Consider the following 15,902-nt stretch of genomic DNA (forward strand, 5'->3'; position numbering starts at 1 on the left):
GTTCATGGGGGCAAGACCTTAAAAAAGTTACGGGGAATTAGGGAACTGTTCCGACTCAAGATTAGCCTCCCCTCCGTATTTTAATAAACAGAGCCGCAACAATTAGCAATGCAAGAACTGCCAGCACTGGTTCCCAATCTCCCCCCACAGACCGTGGCACCGTCCCGGTGGTTTCATGAGAGGCCGTTTCGGATGACGACGTGAGGGGAAGCCTTTCCCTCAGGGAAACATTAACCATGGTCACGTCACCAACGTGAAGGGAAACCATGAGAAAGACTTTCTCGTAACCTTCTTTTTCCACGGTCACGCTGTAGTTACCGGGTATCAGGGAGATGTTGCAGGGTGTGAGGCACCTCTTTTCGCCAACCGTGACGGTGGCACCCCCTGGCGACGTTAGGATTCTGAGGATAGGCCTCCGTACGAGCTGCAGTGAAATGTTCCGTAAATCCCCCGGGGACAGTAGAACGAGAGTGGAATTTGGAAGGTAGCCCCGAAGGGAGGCCGAAACGTTGTAAACACCGGGGGTCAGGTTCAGGGAGCAGGGAGAGGTGCACGTTCTGTTCCCGACCCTCACCTCCGCTCCCAACGGGACGGTGGTAACGTTGAGCTCAGCCGGCAGGGGGCTGAGGGTCAGGTTCAGCGAGACGCTTCCGTTGACCGGAACCGTCACGTTCTTCACAATCCCCCCGTAGCCCGGGAGAGAGGCGCTGACGGTGTACGTCCCGGCGGGAAGGGCCAGCCTGAGCGGACTCCTGCCGGAGAAAACCTTCCGATTTCCCGCAAAAATCGCCAGACTTGCGTTGGAGGGCCTCGTCGAGACTTTGAGGGTTCCCTTCTCCGGATGAACCGAAACCACCCGTGACAGTGCGGAGAGGTCTGCGAAGACGGTGAGATTTTTCTCCGAAACCACGACGCCAGAGACAAAGGGGTAGCCGTTAGCGCCGAGCGAGATGCTGTAAGAGCTCAGTTCTGGAGTGAAGGGGAGGTAGAGCCTCATCGGGGTAAACCACTCCCCGAAAAGGTGAAAGTCGTTGACGTAAACGGTGGCGTTGGCCGGCTTCGAGAGGATTCTCACCTGAACCGGAACCACGGCGTTCTCAACGGGCCGGCGGGAACAGCCCCCGTAGGAGCTCCAGCCACCCCCATCTGCCGAAATTTTGAAGAGGCAGTATTTTTTAACGCCCGCGTACTCAACCGCCACCGGTAGGCCGCTGGGAAGGAGGAGGTAGTCCCTCACGCGGCACGATGCGAAGAGAACCGTCTCCATCGGGACAGGCTTTGATGGCCCCATCATCGAGGTCTCACCCTCCCCCGAGGTCCAGTTTGGAGCTGACATACACGGGCTTTTCTCGGACTCCGGCGTGGGGACTTTTCTCCCATCTAAGAAAACGGTCGCGGTCGAGAATCCGCTCAGGGCCCCGTCCAGGAGAGGCTCGTCCACCCTCACCACAAGGGGCACGTCGCCAACGCTCAGGTTAAAGATTAGAGTGACGTTCCCGACGGACAGCTCAACCGGCCACACCCCGGTGCTCAGGTTCAGCACGGTCGGGGCGGTCGCGTTTAAATCCCCAACCCTCACCCGTCCGCTGAACTCGAAGAGAACGGGCGTTGGGGACGCGAACGGTACGAACAGCATGCTAAATAAGATTGAGAGCAGAAACAACCTCCTCAACGTTGCCATCGAGCTTCACCTCCCCTCCAGCTATAACGACTGCCCTGTCGGCGAACTCGACGAAGGGCTTCCATATGTGGGAAACGACAACCATCGAGACGCCCTCGGAGGCAAAACGCCTCAGCAGGCCGGTGATTTCGGGTATCGCGTCAAAGTCAAGGTTCGCAAGGGGTTCATCCAGCAGAACCAGCTCGGGAGTGCCCACAAAGGCGGATGCTATGCTCAGGCGCTTCGACATGCCGGCAGAGTAGGTTGAAATCCTCCTGTCGAGAAAGCCCCCAAGGGAGAAAGCCTCAACGATATCGGAGATTGAACCCCCGCGGATTTCGGCCAGGAACTCAAGCCACTCGCGGCCTGTTCTGTGCTTTGGTAGCGCCGGCGGGTCGAAGGAAACGCCGAACCTCGCCCTAACCCTCTCATCGGCCCACGGGTCGCCGCCGAACACCCTGACGGTTCCGGCCGTCGGCCTGTAAGTTCCGGCACAGAGGTTAAGAAAAGTGCTCTTGCCCCCACCGTTGGGTCCGAGGATTAGGGTTACGCCCTCGCCGATTCCAACGCTCACCGAGTCGAGCGCGGTTACGTGGCCGAAGCGCTTCGTGAGGTGCTTTGCACGGATTATCATCTCCTCACCCCCAGGAGGGCGAAGAGGAGCGCCGAGGTGCCGCCTACGAGGTACTCAATTGAGAGGGCCCTCGAAGACGGGTAGCTCTCCCGGCCGGAGATTGCCACGGAAGCAGGTGCCTCCGAGGATACCACGACACAGTAGGGGCCCGAGTGGTTGAGCGTTACGATTGCTCTTCCAGAACCGAAGAGCGTGGAGGAGTGGATGACCCTGTCCTCCACCGGGTCGTAGAAGGTTACGGAGTAGTTGCCCTGCCCGTTCATGTTGAGAACGAGAACCCTCGCCGACGGGACGACCGAGCAGGAGGTTCCAACTGCGAAGTCCGAGTAGGGCTTGGAGAGCTCGGCGTGCTGAACCGCGAGAGCCACCAGCGTGAAGGCCGCGACGAGGAAGAGGATGAGCCTGATGAACCTCACCTCACGTCCCTCCTTTCAGCGAGGTAAAGAGTCAGGGCAATGAGGAAAAGGGGGAGAAGAACGCAGGAGAGGAAAGCGGACGAGAGGAGTTCCATGAACCATCCGGAAGGAGAAACGCCTGAAGTGTAGGCGTGGAATATCGCCGAGTTGAGAACCGCCGGGGGCAACGAAGAGACTCCGAACGAGTGGGGCAGGTAGAGAACCGAGAGCCCAACCATCACCGAGACGAAGGTGTTGGGGGAACCCATGGCAACAAGGGAGGAAACCGCGACCGCGTAGAGAACGGCCAGTGTCCAGTAAAGCAGGTATAAGGGAAGGGGGCCCTTTGAGAGGAAGGCCGTGAGAAAGAAGTTTCCTGTGTCGCCGAAGATGTAAAGAACGGTCAGAAGGAACGGGACGAAAGATGCAACGAAGAGCATTATGAAAACGGCTAAAACCTTGGAGAGAACAAGCCTCTTCCTACCCACCGGGAGGGAGTAGAGCGAGAGGGCGAAGCGCGTGTCCCTGTCGTTCCGCAGGACGAGCGATGCCAGGAGAACCGCCGTCAGCATGAAGGCGGTGTAAACTTCGTCCGAGAGAAGGGGAACGCTGATACCCATGGTTCTGTAGGAGGAGGCCAAGAGGAGGCTCTCCTTGGGTGGGGACACCATAAAGTGATTTGAGACCCGAATTCCCCTGAGGAAGAGGGAAGTCCCGATGAGCAGGAAACCGAAGGCAAAGACCGCCAAGTTGAGCGGGTCTTCAAGCTCCCAGCGGAGGATTTTCATCGAACCCACCTCCAAAGGTCCCTGATACCAACCGCGATGGCTATGAGGACGGAGAGGGCAAAGTAGTACACGAGGGGACTGCCGGGCCTCTCGAAGGGGCCCTCATCCCGAAACTCCACGTTGGTCGCGTAGAGGTTCCAGCCCTGGAGCCAGCGCCTGTTGGAGTTCTCGGCGAGGAGTTTGCGGAGGGCCCGCGAGGCGTTCACGTCCTCCATCGTGGAGCTAACCACGCCCATGAGAACGAGTTCGGGAGGGGTTGAGAACATGTCGGACGCTATCATCAGGCCGGTAGAGGGGTCGTAGAGGGCCGAGAAGGCCGTGCCCCCGGAGAAGCTGTAGTCCGGGCCGTGGAGGTTGAACCCCACCACGTCAGATTCGAGGTAGATGAAAGGCGGATGAAAGGCGCGCAGGTGCGTCAGGACTTCAAAGTCCCTGTAACGGGAGTAGCTCAGGTTTTTGACCCTCATCACCCAGTTTCCCCCTTCCGGAACCGTGACGTTCAGGAGGACGGCGCCGGGCCCGGGAGGGAAAGAGGGGTCTACGAAGAAGCTCGGCCTGCCAACGGGCGTGCCGTTTATAACGTAGGCGCCGGTCCTCAAGTCGAGGGTGAGAACCTCAGAAAGCACGAGCACGCTCGCGTTCGCGAGGTCGGGCCTTTCAATCGCCACATCGTGGAGCTCAAGCCTGACGAGGATTTTGGCCGTGTTGTTGTCCACGGAGAGGACCCTGAAGGTGAGGTAGGAGGTTCCGGTCGGCCAGAGGGCGGTAACGTAGTTCTCATCCCGCGAGACGTTTCGCCCCTCCGCCTTAACGAGGTACGGATAGAGTGCCTCGAAGGAGCGCTCGTTGAGCATGTCGAGCTTGACCATGACGCTGTTCGTCCCGAACCTCGCGTCCTTCGGGACGACAACTGCATAGGTAACGTAGGTTCCGGGTTTGAGCCAGGTTGGCGTGGCCTGCACAACAGATATGAAGCAGAGCGCCGAGGCCAGCAGGACAGCCACCAGGGCAGTTCTCATTCCTTCGACACCTTAATTGTGTTAAATTTCCTGACGTTAATAGTCATCAAACTTTAAAGGATTTTCGTTAAGTAAAAATGCTTTCATCAAAGTACGCCAAAACCCGACGGCGGCCAATCACCAACGTGCCCAGAGAAAGCAGGAATCGGGAAAGGCCTCACCTCTTTCTCCTCAGAAACTCTCCTATGTCGGTAACGTTGAGTATGAACTTCCTCCCGCTTTTGGGGTTTATCCTGCCGATGCCCAGGATAACGCCGTTCTCGTCGTAAATCACCAGCTTCTTTGTCCCCTGCCAGTCGTACCTCCTCACGCCGCTCCTAGGCACGTCCTTACCGGTCGTGAAGAGGAATCCCGCCCTGGGTGTTAGAACGGCGTAGTTCCTCTCAACCTTCACAAAGTAGAAGAACTCAACGTTGGGGTAGAACTTCTCGACCAGGTTTTTGTCCACCTTTATCGTGCCCACGAAGGTTCCGTAGGCGTAGGGTTTAAGGGGCATCCCCTCAATCTCGGCCCAGACCTTTCCGTTTACCGCGTAGACGTCGCGAAACTTCCCCTCAACCACGGCAAAGAAGTGGTGCCTTAGCTCGCCGTACTTTTCCGACTCGCGGAGGATTAAATCGTATTCCCACGAGGAGGCGCGTCTGTACCTGAGTTCCCTCTCCATGATTCCAGCCTCGATACCGAGCTTAAAAGCTTAGCCCGTCCCGTTCGGAGGGCTGACGTTTTCGGGGTAGGCTACGATAACGGTGGCGTTCTCGGGAATTTCCCCTATGTGGACGTGGGCGTAGTAGTCCTCAACGACCCACCCTGCGGTAGATGCGCTGACGAGGGCAGATATGCCGAGGAGGATCATCGCCACGAGCGAAAGCTTCCACGAAACCTCGATTCCGCGGAAAAGAAGGAGCATTCCGAGGAGGGACAGCGCCAGCCAGAGGGCAAAAATGGCCGGAAGCAGGGGCGTCTCGTGAAGTGACTCCGAGAGAACCGCGACCGAGCCCAGCGCTCCAGCGCCGAAATACAAAAGCCCAAGGAGCTTTCCCCTACGGACGTTAGGGGCCGAGAGGTAGTAGAGCGCCAGTATTCCTAGGGCAAAGTAGCAGAGCATAAGGAAGGACAGAGCCCAGGCGAGCTTCCCGTATAGACCCTCAGGAATGACGACTGAGAACATAACCGCTGGAAAGCCGTAGAACATCAGGTTAATCCCCGCCTGAAGGAGAAAGAGAACGGGCAGCAGGTAGGACTTCCAGTCGGCCATAATCAACATTCGTCTGGTATGTATATTTATTTTTCCTCCCCCGAAAGCCTCATCCACTAGGGCGGAAAGGAGTCAGCTTTCGAGTTTATCGAGCAGCTCGGCGAATCCCGCCATGTCCGTTCTCTCGAACTCCCTCTCGAACTGAAGGCCGAGCTCCGCTATCTCCTCAGGGGTTATCGTCGTTTCCGGCTCCTCCGCGTTTATTCCCGGGCAGCTCTCGTCGTAGTAGAGCCACAGCCTCTGACCCATGTACTCAAAGGGCATCTCTCCATCAACACCGAGGGGCTTGCGGGAGACCATGAATGGATAGATGCGGCAGATTATCGGATTCGCATCGTGAACACGGCATTTTCCGGTCTCCGGGTCGTGGAAGACGCAGCCCAGGTCCCACTCCCTCACCGCGAGGACGAAGCGTATTTTGTCCCCCTCAACGGAGAATGTCACGAAGTCCTGGGGGTCGTGACCTGCCCCCGCTATTCTCTCTATATCATTCAGAGTTAGATAGATGTGCCTCCCCCTGCAGCAATCGAGGCAGTAGAGACACCTGAAGGACACCGGTTCCCTGAAGGGTTTGGGTTTGAATCTCATAGAGCTACATTCAAAAAACCGGTTAAAAATGCACCGGATGTTTCCAAAAACTATTCGACGAAATGTTTTTATGAGTTTGAAATGTACACTATATTTGCAAAAAAGAGTTTTGGAGGTAATACCCATGGATGAGATTAAAGAACCCGCAGGGGATGAGGAGAATAAGCCAATGACCCCGGAGGAGTACAGGGAGGAGATGGCCAGGAAGCAGGTGGCCAGCCTGATGGCGCACTGGCAGTGGTACCTGGTTCTGGGAATCGTTCTGCTCGTTCTTGGTATCGTCAGTCTCAGCATACTGCCGTTCGTCACCCTGGCCAGCATCGCTGTCTTTGGAGTTTTCCTCATACTCAGCGGTGTCATTCTGATAGCCGTTGCCCTGTTCACCAGCGGTGAGAGCGGGGAAACGCGGATATTTCAGCTCCTGCTGGCGGCGCTCTACATAATAGTCGGAGCGGCAATGCTGGAGGAGCCCATCCTCTCGGCCCAGATCCTGACGTTCATACTGGGCGGCGCGTACTTCATCTTCGGTATCGTTAAGGTTCTCATGGGCTTCAAGACCGAAGGCGGGGGCATAGTGATCTTCTCGGGCGTCATAGACTTCTTCATAGGAGTCATGATACTCGCCAACTGGCCCGAGTGGAGCCCGTGGGTCATAGGAATCTTCGTGGCGATTGAGCTTATAGTCGCCGGTGCGAGCTTCATAGCGCTGTCCCTCGGGGCAAGGTCGATGAAGAACAAGCCAGAGGCTCAGGCATGAGCCAAGGGAAAGCGAAAGAAACGATAAAGAACAAAACCGCTTCCTTTTCCCGTCCCTTCTTTTAACCATCAGTCCTTTGGATAGGCCGCCTTAAAGGCCCCCCAGTCGGACTTCGGGCCATAGGTGACGGTGAAGTTAACCATCTCGTAGTTCTGTGGAACATCGTCCGGCTTGTAGAGTATCAGGTGGTAGGAACCGTCGAGGTACCAGTAGGAGCCGGGGGGTATGCGGAAGGTGTATTTCGATATCGTGACCTTCCTGACGCATTTCGCCTTTCTAATATAAGCGGTCCCGCTCCACACGACCACGTCCATGCACCAGCCGGGGGTCTTGAGATCAAGAACCACGTAGTCCCCGTAGTCCTCGTCACCCTTCAGAACCAGGTTGTTGTACAGATCGACGGCGTTCTCCCATTTCATGCCGCCGAACGTCATGTTCTTCATAACCAGCAGCTGCCCCTTGGGCGAGGCAACGCCGTACGGCACCGGGTTGTAGGATATTATCGGGTAGTACACGATGTAAAATATCACCAGCCCGAAGAGCGATGCTATGAGAAGAACCTTAAGACGAAAAGCAGTTTCATAGGAGAGTTTCATAAGAACACCTCACGAGCTTTTAAAGGACACTTTGAAGGCTCCCCAATCCCTTTCTCCCCCGTAAGTCACGGTGAAGTTGACGAGCTCATATTTCTGAACCGGACCGTTCTTGTGGAAAACAAGGACGTATCCCGGCTCCAGGCTCCAGCGGGCTATCTCCTTGGCCTCGTGGGTTGGAACCCTGTTGAAGGCGTACTTGCTCAGCTGAAGCTCCCTCGCACAATCGTACTTCCTCACCCAGCCATTGGCCGAGCCTCCCCAGACCCACAGGTCAGCGCACCACTGCGGTGTGGACAAGGAGATCGTGAGGGTTTCGTCCAGTTCATCGCTTCCCCCCAGGACGAGGGCGTTGTTCTCGGCGGTGAACGGAACTGCGTTCGTGTAGTTGGTTCCCCCGATGGAGAAATTCCTGGCCAGTAGTATCTGGCCCCTGGGGGACTCCACTTTAAACGGGTCAACCTGATGGGAGATGATGGGGTAATAGACTATCATGAATATAGCGATTCCAAAGATGAGGGTCAGGATGAGAACCTTCACCCTGAAGGTTGTCTCATATGATATTCGGGGTTTACCACCTTTCTCCATTCAGACACACCCCAGTCCATACTTGTTCAGCGGTGCTTAAAAGATTTACTGAACTGAAAATGTTTTATCTTGCCCCTAAGGACAAACACTAAAGCAAATCAACGCATCACAAAAACAACGTACGAAATAAGTATTGTTTACCTTCACCCATCCAAACCAAAACGCTTATATTAAAGTGAGTTCCCTACTATGTTGGGTGATTAAGATGAACATAATCGAAACTGAAAACCTCACGAAAGTTTATGACGGCATTGCCGCCGTGGATCGCCTAAACCTAACCGTGAAAAAAGGGACTGTCTACGGATTTCTGGGACCAAACGGGGCGGGAAAAACAACGACGATACTTCTCCTCCTGGGCCTCATTCAGCCAACGGAGGGCAGGGCCTACGTGGCAGGGATAGATGTTCAGGAAAAGCCGGTGGAGGTCAAAAGGATAAGCGGGTTCATGCCCGCGGAGGGCGGACTCTACCCCAATCTGACGGCCTTCGATAACCTCATGTACATATCCAAATTTTACAGGATTCCCAAAGAAGATGCCAAGAAGAGGGCAAGGGAACTGCTCGAGCTTGTGGGACTCGAAGACGCCGCGGATAGAAAGGTGGGGGGATTCTCCACCGGTATGAAGCAACGCCTTCTGCTGGCCCAGGCTCTTCTAAACGACCCGGAGGTTCTCTTCCTCGATGAACCGACCAACGGTCTTGACCCCAGGGGCGCTGTGGAAATGAGGGAACTGATACGCAGATTGAAGAAAGATGGAAAGACGGTATTCTTCTCGTCCCACATCCTCCCGGAGGTCGAGGAGGTAAGCGATGAGATAGGGATAATATCCGGGGGAAAACTCCTCATAAGCGGCAGCCAGGAGGAGATAAAGCGGAAATTCATTGAGGGGAGGGTCTTTATAACGGTGGAAACAAAGCAGCCGCTCGTTCTTAATGACCTGAACACCGAAGTGATAGAGTGGCGCAAAGCGGGAAGCAACAGACTGACCGTCTACGCATCCCGGGACATCAGAGAGGAGCTGGTAGAGGAACTAACGGGCATGGGCTACACCGTCATCGATGTTCACCTGCATGAACCAACGCTGGAGGAGGTCTTCCTCGAGCTGGTTTACGGGAGGGAGGAAGAATGATAGGGGCAATAGCGAGCAAGGAGTTCCGTGACTATATGACCAGCAGGCGTTTTCTGGTTCTGTTTGGATTTTTGCTTCTCATAACCCTGCTCGCACTGGCACAGGTAAAGACAGGCATGATGACGTGGCGGGGCATGGAAGGGGAAAGTCCAAAGGTCTACGAAGTCATGTGGGGGGTCACATATTACCTGGGACTCATCGGGGGAATATTCGCCCTCGCACTCGGTTTTGACGCGATAACCCGTGAGAGGGAGAACAGGACTCTCAAGGTCCTTATGGGCCATCCGGTCTACAGGGATCAGGTAATACTAGGAAAACTCCTCGGGGGCGCCATGACACTGGCGGTGGCGGTGGTGATAACGTTCCTCGTCGTTCTAGGAACGCTGATGTGGATGGGGGTCACAGTGGACGGCACTGCAATCACCAGACTGGCGGTGTACTTCTTTTTTGCCTACCTGTACCTGCTGGTGTTCTTCGGAATAGCCGTTGCGTTTTCGGCACACTCCAAGTCCAGCGGCAGCGCCCTGATGTACGCCCTGGTTCTCTTCCTGGCCGTCACGGTGGTGTTTGAAGCCGTGGCGCCAATCGTGGCAGATCACGTGGCAGGACCACAGCCCCAGCCACCGGAAGGGGCTTTCATAGACTATTCCGAGAACGTGACCCTGGAGGAACTGCAGGCACAGGAAAAGCTGTGGGAGGAGTACGACGAACTGATACAGGAGTGGAGCAAGAAATACTTTGACACCATCGAAACGGTCAGCAGCCTGTCCCCAAGGGCGGACTTCCAGCAGATATCGGAGTACGTGCTCAATCCCCACGCGCAATCCTGGAAGGACGCGATGTATTCCCCGGGAATTGAGGGCCCCGAACAGCCGACGTACAGTCTGGCCGAGAGCCTGTCCTTCGCCAAGAGGGAAATCGTCTTCCTGCTGGCGTATCTGATAATAGGCTTTGTCGCGGCATACCTTGGATTCGTACGGGCGGAAATAAGGTGATGGAGATGAAGAAGGCCCTCACGGCAGTCCTTTTTTTCCTCCTTCTGGCCGTCCCCGCGGCGTCCGCTGAAACCATCAGCCTAACCCTTCACGTGGGGCAGAGCGTGACGGTCAACGGGATTCCCATAGAGTTCGCGGACTTTTCAAGCGATGGGAAAGCCGCCTTCAGGATAAACGGAACCACGTATGTTCTCTCATTCGGGGACACTGTGAAGGTTACGGAAGGCCTGAACATGACGGCGGGCAGCCTTAAGCCAGAGGAGGGTGCGGTTCATATCATACTCTCCGGCGACGATATCCGCGTAGAAAGTCCCCCCGGCAACATAGCACTGGAAACCCAGTTCCCCAGCAAGATAACCAAACCTGGGGGACAGGTGACCTTCACTATAACGATAAAGAACAAGGGGAAGGACGCTTTTATTCCCCTCTCCATAGACGCCCCTGCAGGATGGGATACCAAGATAACAACAGGAGATTCGGAAATCAATGGAGTTTACCTCCAACAAGGAGAGAGCACCCAGGTGACCGTTGTTGTCAAAACATCCCAGAGAACCGGTAAATTCCCGGTAACCCTTCACGCTGGGGAGAGCGAGTTGAGGCTCATCGTTACCGTTGAGGCGAGTGGAGTAGATATTTACTGCAACTATCCGGTAAAGGAAGTTGAAGCCGGTGAAAAGGTGTCCTTCCAGCTTCACATAAGTTCTTCAACGCCCGCCATACTGCCGCTAAGCGCAGAAGTCCCCGAGAGCTGGAATGCGAAATTCATGGCCGGTGAACAGCCTGTGCGGGCAGTTAAGGTTTCAGGAGAGGCCCTGGTAGATGTAGTCGTCAGCGTGCCCAGCGACGCATCCGTCGGCGAGTATGAAATTAAAGTGAAGGCTGGGAATGCCGAGGAGACGCTTGGAGTCTACGTGAACAAAACCCACGCCGGTGAAAACGGCACACTCTCGGTCAGGGTCACGGATGAAGGCTCAGGAACCTACGTGGCCGGTGCCAAGGTGGAGCTCCTTCGGAACGGGAAGACTGTGACGGAAGCAAAGACACTTTCCGATGGGACCGCCTCAATCGAAGCTCCAGAGGGGCACTACACCGTGAGGGTCTCGAAGGAATCCTACCGCAAGGTCGAGAAAAACGTTGAGATAAAGGCCGGCAGGAGAAAGGAACTCCATGTGAGCATGCGCAGACTGCCTTACTACATGGACATCAGTGTTCCTGAGCCGTCGAAGAGTCAGGTTCTCGGAAGGGTCTTCACCTACGAAGTGACCCTGAAAAATCTCGGAACAGAGGACGATACGTACTCACTGAGCCTAAGCGTGCCGCAAAACTGGGGTGGGATGGTGGTGGAAGACCCATCATCACACACGGGGATAACCAGCGCATACGTCAGGTCGGGGAAAGAGAAAAAACTTTACGTGCTCCTGATACCCCCCGACACGGCGGAGCTCGGAACGTACCGCTCAACCCTCCGTGTGGCCTCAGCTGGGAGCGGGGAAGAGCGGGAGATAAACCTCACGGCAAAACTGACCGGCAGCTACGGACTGACGGTGACTCTAGAACGGTACAGTTTGAAGGTGGACGCTGGAGACGAGGCGAAGACCACGGTCAGGGTATATAACACGGGCACCAGCCCGCTGACCAATGTCAGGCTAGAAGTCAAGGCTCCCAAGGGATGGAACGTAAAGGTGGAGCCGCGGAAAGTGCCTTCCCTGAGGAGGGATGATGAGGTAGAGTTCACAATTGAGGTGGCGGTTCCCGAGAACGTGGATGCCGGGGACTATCTCATCACCCTCAACGCCATCAGCGACCAGAAAACTAAGGAGGCAAGCATCAGGGTTACCGTGAGCAAGGGAAGCAGTCAGACGTACCTGGGGCTGGCCATAATCCTCGGAGCGCTCTTGGTGCTGGGGCTCCTGCTGAGGAGATACGGAAGGCGCTGATCTCCCTTTCCATTTCTATGTGTTCAGGTGTCCATCGAAGTGGCCTCCCGTCTCAAAGTCCGCGTAGCCTTTATCGAGCCTCTTGGCGACGTAGGGCCCGTTCTTCCGGTAGCCAAACTTCCTGTAGTAGTTCCTAACCCCCACCCCGCTGATGACGAGCATCTTCTTCACGTCGAACTCCTCTCTCGCTATCCTCTCGGCCTCCGCCAGCAGTTCCCTTCCGTAGCCCCTGTGCTGCCACTCGTACTTCGGCTTCCCACCTATCGGCACGAGCGGCCCGTACACGTGGAGCTCCCTGACTATCGAGGAGGGACAGCAGTTTATCTCCTTCCTGTGGGCCTTTTCACTCGGAATCCTGAGGCGGATGAAGCCGATAAGAACGTCGTTCTTTGTGTCCTCGAAGCTCAGGAATATCTCCCTTCCCCCGGCGGCATCGTAGTCCTCGCGGAGGAGCTTTATGTGCTCGACCTCGGGCTGAACCCCGAACTTCTCCATCATGTGGCCGACTTCTCTAAACCTAATCTCCCTCGGTCTTATGCCCCTCTTTACGAGTTCATTGAAGACGAGCTGACCTAGATTGGAGTGCTTGACGCCGTCAACGATGAGCTGAACCGGGATGTCGCGCTGGATTCTCATCACGCGAACCCACTTCGGGAAGAACCTGTAGGCCTCGACGAGAAGCTCCACCGCCTCCTCCGTGCGGTAGGGGCGGTATTTACCCTCCTTCCACCAGCGGTAGAGCGGTGCATCTGCCGTAACCAGGGTGGGGTACACCTTCAGCATGTCCGGGCGGAAGCGGGGATCCTCGAAGATGGCGCGGAAGGTGTAGAGGTCCCTCTCGAAGTTGCTTCCCGGCAGGCCGGGCATTATGTGGTAGTTGATTTTAAGGCCCGCGTCGCGCAAAAGCTGGGTGGCCTTAACTATCTCCTCGACGCCGTGTCCCCTTCTGGTCTTCTCGTGGATGAAGTTGAATATGGTCTGCACTCCAAGCTCAACCCTTGTCGTTCCGAGCTTCAGCATCCTGTCTATGTGCCTCTCGAAGGCCCAGTCCGGACGCGTCTCGATGGTTAAACCAACCATCCTGACCTTAGCCCTCTCGTTCTTCCTCTGCTCGTCTTCGAGGTAATAGTAGGGCTTTGCGTGCGTTTTCTCCCAGGCCTCCTTGAACTTCGGGTCCTCCTCCAAGACGGACTCATCACTGTGGACTATCAGCCTGACGAGCTTCTCCTCGAGGTTTTCGATGTCTTTGAAGTGCGGGAAGTCGTTCATCGCTTTGAAGGCGCACTTGACGAACCACTCCTGGTAGTCCAGGTCCACGGCTGGGAAGGTGCCGCCCTGGATTATGACCTCCACCTTGTCCACGTCGTGCCCTATGTCTGTGAGCTGCTTAAGGCGACGCATCATGATGATGTACGGATGGTAGGCGCTCTGAACGGCCCTCAGGGCGGAGGGCTCCCTTCCGGTGTAGCTCTGGGGGGAGCCGACGCTCGGTCCTCCGGGACAGTAGATGCAGCGCCCGTGGGGGCACGGGAAGGGCTTGGTCATCATGGCGACTACAGCGACGCCGCTTATCGTTCTCGTCGGCTTTCTCTTGAGCAGGTCCCTGAACTCCTCGCGCCTGTCCTCCGGGATGGCCTTGAGGATGTCCGAGTTACCGGGAATCTTTGAGAGATGATACTTCCTGGATACGGCTATCTTATACCTGTTGAGCTCCTCACGGCCCTTTATCTCGCCGTTCATGACGGCCCTCGCGAGCTCCTCAACGGCCTTCCTAAACTCACCCTCGCCCATCTCAACACCTCTCGGCTGGAGTTGAGGCTCGGTTTTAAAAGGGTTTGCAGGACATATTCAGTTAGTGAATAATTCACCAAGTGAATATGAGGTGGGAGAATGAACCGCGACGAGCTCGTTGCTTTCCTTGACGAATACCTCAACGTTCAGGCTTACCCTGACAAGTCGAGCAACGGTCTCCAGGTGGAAGGGAAGGCGGAAGTCGAAAGGGTCGCCTTTGCAGTTGATACAACGCTAAGAACAATCGAGAGGGCCGCAAAGGCCGGAGCCGACATGATGGTGGTCCACCACGGCATGATATGGGGCGGTCTCGGATACATCACCGGGATACACTACAGACGCCTGAAGGCCCTCATGGAGAGCGGGATAAACCTCTACGCCGCCCACCTGCCCCTCGACGCCCACCCCGAGGTCGGCAACAACGTCGAACTGCTCCGCATTCTTGGCATTGAGCCCAGGGGCCCCTTCGGCGAGTACAGGGGGCTGAGCGTGGGCTTCTATGGAGAGTTCGATGAGCCGCAGTCGATCGAGAAGGTGGCGCAGATAATCGCCGAGAAGCTCGGAACGACCGTGAAGACCTACGAGTTCGGGGCGAGGGAGATAAAAACCGTCGGTGCCGTGAGCGGCGCCGGGGCCTTCGCACTCGAGGAGGCGCACAGAAAGGGAATCGACCTGCTTGTAACGGGCGAATTCACCCACGCGGATTATCTAACGGCCATCGATCTGCCCCAGAGCGTCCTCGTTGCCGGCCACTACAAGACCGAGACTCTCGGAGTCAAGGCTCTGATGCGGGCCCTCAGAGAAAAGTTTGACGTGGAGGTTCTCTTCATAGACGAGCCGACGGGGCTTTGAAACCGACACGTTTCATTTTATCATCGTAAACACCTACACAAAAGTGTTAATAACCTTCCGGGAGAGTCTTATGGAGGGGGATACTCGTGAACAAGGCACTGGTAATCATGGCGGTCATCACTGTAGCCCTAGTGGCCTACGCGTTCCACACTGCCCAGATACCACCCGCCAGTATAGAGTACAAAGAGGTATTTTACATTGACAATCAAAGCGTCACATTCGTAACGAAGGACGGCGTCGGATTGTTCACCATGAGAATAGAGCCTCACGTGGACTCCTTTGAGCTGAAGATAGCGTTTCCCAAGGGAACCTCATACCTAGTGCGCTACGGAGATATGAGCTACAGGGGCAGCGACGAATTCAGAATCCAGGTCGAGAAAGAGGGCCTCCCCGGTGAAGTTTACGTACAGTTCCAGCTCCCACCGGAGCTTACCAAGGAGATAGTTTACCAGAAGGGCCAGGCCGAAATACTGATAACCGGCGACAAGATACCCATGTGGCATGCGGAGGACGTCATATACATCAAGTACCGCAAGGAGAGCAAGTCTTGAGCCTTGAAATTGCCTCCTCTTCTCCCATTATCCTGAGGGTCAGCCCAAGCTCCTCAGCGTATCCCCGAACCCATCCAGGGTTGCCGCGGAAGGGTGTGACAACCCAGAGCTCCGGGAAACCCGCTCGGTGGGCCTTAACCACATCGTAGAGAACCCTTTGGGGAAACCACTTGAAGGAGGCCTCAAGCTCTATCGCGAGGAGCTTTCGCTCATCCCGCAGGATCGCGATGTCTATCCTCGTGCCGTCGGGCGTTCGGTATTCCGGAACGGCTCTAAGGCCCAGCTCCCCGCAGAGAGCAACGACCTGCCGGGTGAGGGTTTTGACCTTGATGCAAATCACTCCCCTAATGGAAGAAGGGAAGAAAGAACG

Annotated in this window: 18 protein-coding genes; 6 read left to right on the top strand and 12 right to left on the bottom strand. The window is 56.0% G+C overall.

Annotated elements, in window-relative coordinates; translation table 11 throughout:
- Nucleotides 1-61: 61 nt before the first annotated feature.
- The 8 genes from FPV09_RS08225 to FPV09_RS08260 form a co-directional block, all read right to left on the bottom strand.
- Nucleotides 62-1,681 carry a PEGA domain-containing protein gene (locus tag FPV09_RS08225; RefSeq protein WP_148883038.1) on the bottom strand — a complete coding sequence of 540 codons (1,620 nt, stop codon included), beginning with the start codon at nucleotides 1,679-1,681 and terminating at the stop codon, nucleotides 62-64.
- Nucleotides 1,638-2,294, bottom strand: coding sequence for an ABC transporter ATP-binding protein (locus FPV09_RS08230; protein WP_210411121.1), 657 nt, complete (start codon nucleotides 2,292-2,294; stop codon nucleotides 1,638-1,640). The genes FPV09_RS08225 and FPV09_RS08230 overlap by 44 nt, the downstream gene beginning before the upstream one ends.
- Complete coding sequence (locus FPV09_RS08235) at nucleotides 2,291-2,710, bottom strand: hypothetical protein (protein WP_148883039.1); 420 nt, start codon at nucleotides 2,708-2,710, stop codon at nucleotides 2,291-2,293. The genes FPV09_RS08230 and FPV09_RS08235 overlap by 4 nt, the downstream gene beginning before the upstream one ends.
- Nucleotides 2,707-3,477: an ABC transporter permease gene (locus FPV09_RS08240; RefSeq protein WP_148883040.1), complete on the bottom strand. Its 771-nt coding sequence runs from the start codon at nucleotides 3,475-3,477 to the stop codon at nucleotides 2,707-2,709. The genes FPV09_RS08235 and FPV09_RS08240 overlap by 4 nt, the downstream gene beginning before the upstream one ends.
- Complete coding sequence (locus FPV09_RS08245; RefSeq protein WP_148883041.1) at nucleotides 3,474-4,496, bottom strand: hypothetical protein; 1,023 nt, start codon at nucleotides 4,494-4,496, stop codon at nucleotides 3,474-3,476. Before FPV09_RS08245 ends, FPV09_RS08240 begins: the two co-directional genes overlap by 4 nt.
- 157 nt (nucleotides 4,497-4,653) lie before the next feature.
- Nucleotides 4,654-5,160 carry a PUA domain-containing protein gene (locus FPV09_RS08250; protein WP_148883042.1) on the bottom strand — a complete coding sequence of 169 codons (507 nt, stop codon included), beginning with the start codon at nucleotides 5,158-5,160 and terminating at the stop codon, nucleotides 4,654-4,656.
- A 30-nt stretch (nucleotides 5,161-5,190) separates the two neighbouring features.
- The gene (locus FPV09_RS08255) at nucleotides 5,191-5,751 is read right to left on the bottom strand and encodes a hypothetical protein (protein ID WP_148883043.1); all 561 of its coding nucleotides are present in this window, start codon (nucleotides 5,749-5,751) and stop codon (nucleotides 5,191-5,193) included.
- A gap of 72 nt (nucleotides 5,752-5,823) precedes the next feature.
- Nucleotides 5,824-6,339: a YkgJ family cysteine cluster protein gene (locus FPV09_RS08260; RefSeq protein WP_148883044.1), complete on the bottom strand. Its 516-nt coding sequence runs from the start codon at nucleotides 6,337-6,339 to the stop codon at nucleotides 5,824-5,826.
- 124 nt (nucleotides 6,340-6,463) lie between these two features.
- Between FPV09_RS08260 and FPV09_RS08265 the strand changes: the two genes are divergently transcribed.
- Complete coding sequence (locus FPV09_RS08265) at nucleotides 6,464-7,096, top strand: HdeD family acid-resistance protein (protein ID WP_148883045.1); 633 nt, start codon at nucleotides 6,464-6,466, stop codon at nucleotides 7,094-7,096.
- A 68-nt stretch (nucleotides 7,097-7,164) separates the two neighbouring features.
- On the opposite strand, the gene FPV09_RS08270 is transcribed toward FPV09_RS08265, so the two are convergent.
- Entirely contained in the window at nucleotides 7,165-7,692 is a 528-nt protein-coding gene (locus FPV09_RS08270) for a hypothetical protein (RefSeq protein ID WP_148883046.1), read from the bottom strand.
- 9 nt (nucleotides 7,693-7,701) lie between these two features.
- Nucleotides 7,702-8,277: a hypothetical protein gene (locus FPV09_RS08275; protein ID WP_246112254.1), complete on the bottom strand. Its 576-nt coding sequence runs from the start codon at nucleotides 8,275-8,277 to the stop codon at nucleotides 7,702-7,704.
- Between the two features lie 205 nt (nucleotides 8,278-8,482).
- On the opposite strand from FPV09_RS08275, the gene FPV09_RS08280 reads away from it, so the two are divergent.
- Genes FPV09_RS08280 through FPV09_RS08290 form a run of 3 tightly spaced genes read left to right on the top strand, consistent with a single transcriptional unit; the run spans nucleotide 8,483 to nucleotide 12,338 of the window.
- Nucleotides 8,483-9,406 carry an ABC transporter ATP-binding protein gene (locus FPV09_RS08280; protein ID WP_148883782.1) on the top strand — a complete coding sequence of 308 codons (924 nt, stop codon included), beginning with the start codon at nucleotides 8,483-8,485 and terminating at the stop codon, nucleotides 9,404-9,406.
- On the top strand, nucleotides 9,403-10,401 hold the full coding sequence (locus FPV09_RS08285; protein ID WP_148883047.1) for an ABC transporter permease: 999 nt from the start codon (nucleotides 9,403-9,405) through the stop codon (nucleotides 10,399-10,401). The genes FPV09_RS08280 and FPV09_RS08285 overlap by 4 nt, the downstream gene beginning before the upstream one ends.
- Nucleotides 10,401-12,338, top strand: a complete 1,938-nt coding sequence (locus FPV09_RS08290) for an NEW3 domain-containing protein (protein WP_148883048.1) — start codon at nucleotides 10,401-10,403, stop codon at nucleotides 12,336-12,338. The genes FPV09_RS08285 and FPV09_RS08290 overlap by 1 nt, the downstream gene beginning before the upstream one ends.
- 15 nt (nucleotides 12,339-12,353) lie before the next feature.
- Here FPV09_RS08290 and FPV09_RS08295 read toward each other — a convergent pair whose 3' ends face one another.
- Nucleotides 12,354-14,129: a tRNA uridine(34) 5-carboxymethylaminomethyl modification radical SAM/GNAT enzyme Elp3 gene (locus FPV09_RS08295; protein WP_148883049.1), complete on the bottom strand. Its 1,776-nt coding sequence runs from the start codon at nucleotides 14,127-14,129 to the stop codon at nucleotides 12,354-12,356.
- 99 nt (nucleotides 14,130-14,228) lie between these two features.
- Here FPV09_RS08295 and FPV09_RS08300 point away from each other — a divergent pair, with 99 nt between their 5' ends.
- Nucleotides 14,229-14,981, top strand: coding sequence for a Nif3-like dinuclear metal center hexameric protein (locus tag FPV09_RS08300; RefSeq protein WP_148883050.1), 753 nt, complete (start codon nucleotides 14,229-14,231; stop codon nucleotides 14,979-14,981).
- An 86-nt stretch (nucleotides 14,982-15,067) separates the two neighbouring features.
- Nucleotides 15,068-15,532, top strand: coding sequence for a hypothetical protein (locus FPV09_RS08305; RefSeq protein ID WP_148883051.1), 465 nt, complete (start codon nucleotides 15,068-15,070; stop codon nucleotides 15,530-15,532).
- Here the strand turns inward: FPV09_RS08305 and FPV09_RS08310 are convergent.
- Nucleotides 15,504-15,872: a hypothetical protein gene (locus FPV09_RS08310; RefSeq protein WP_148883052.1), complete on the bottom strand. Its 369-nt coding sequence runs from the start codon at nucleotides 15,870-15,872 to the stop codon at nucleotides 15,504-15,506. The two genes, FPV09_RS08305 and FPV09_RS08310, sit on opposite strands and share 29 nt — an antisense overlap.
- Between the last annotated feature and the right edge of the window lie 30 nt (nucleotides 15,873-15,902).

Origin of the sequence: Thermococcus aciditolerans (assembly GCF_008152015.1) — an archaeon.
GTDB classification, from domain to species: domain Archaea; phylum Methanobacteriota_B; class Thermococci; order Thermococcales; family Thermococcaceae; genus Thermococcus; species Thermococcus celericrescens.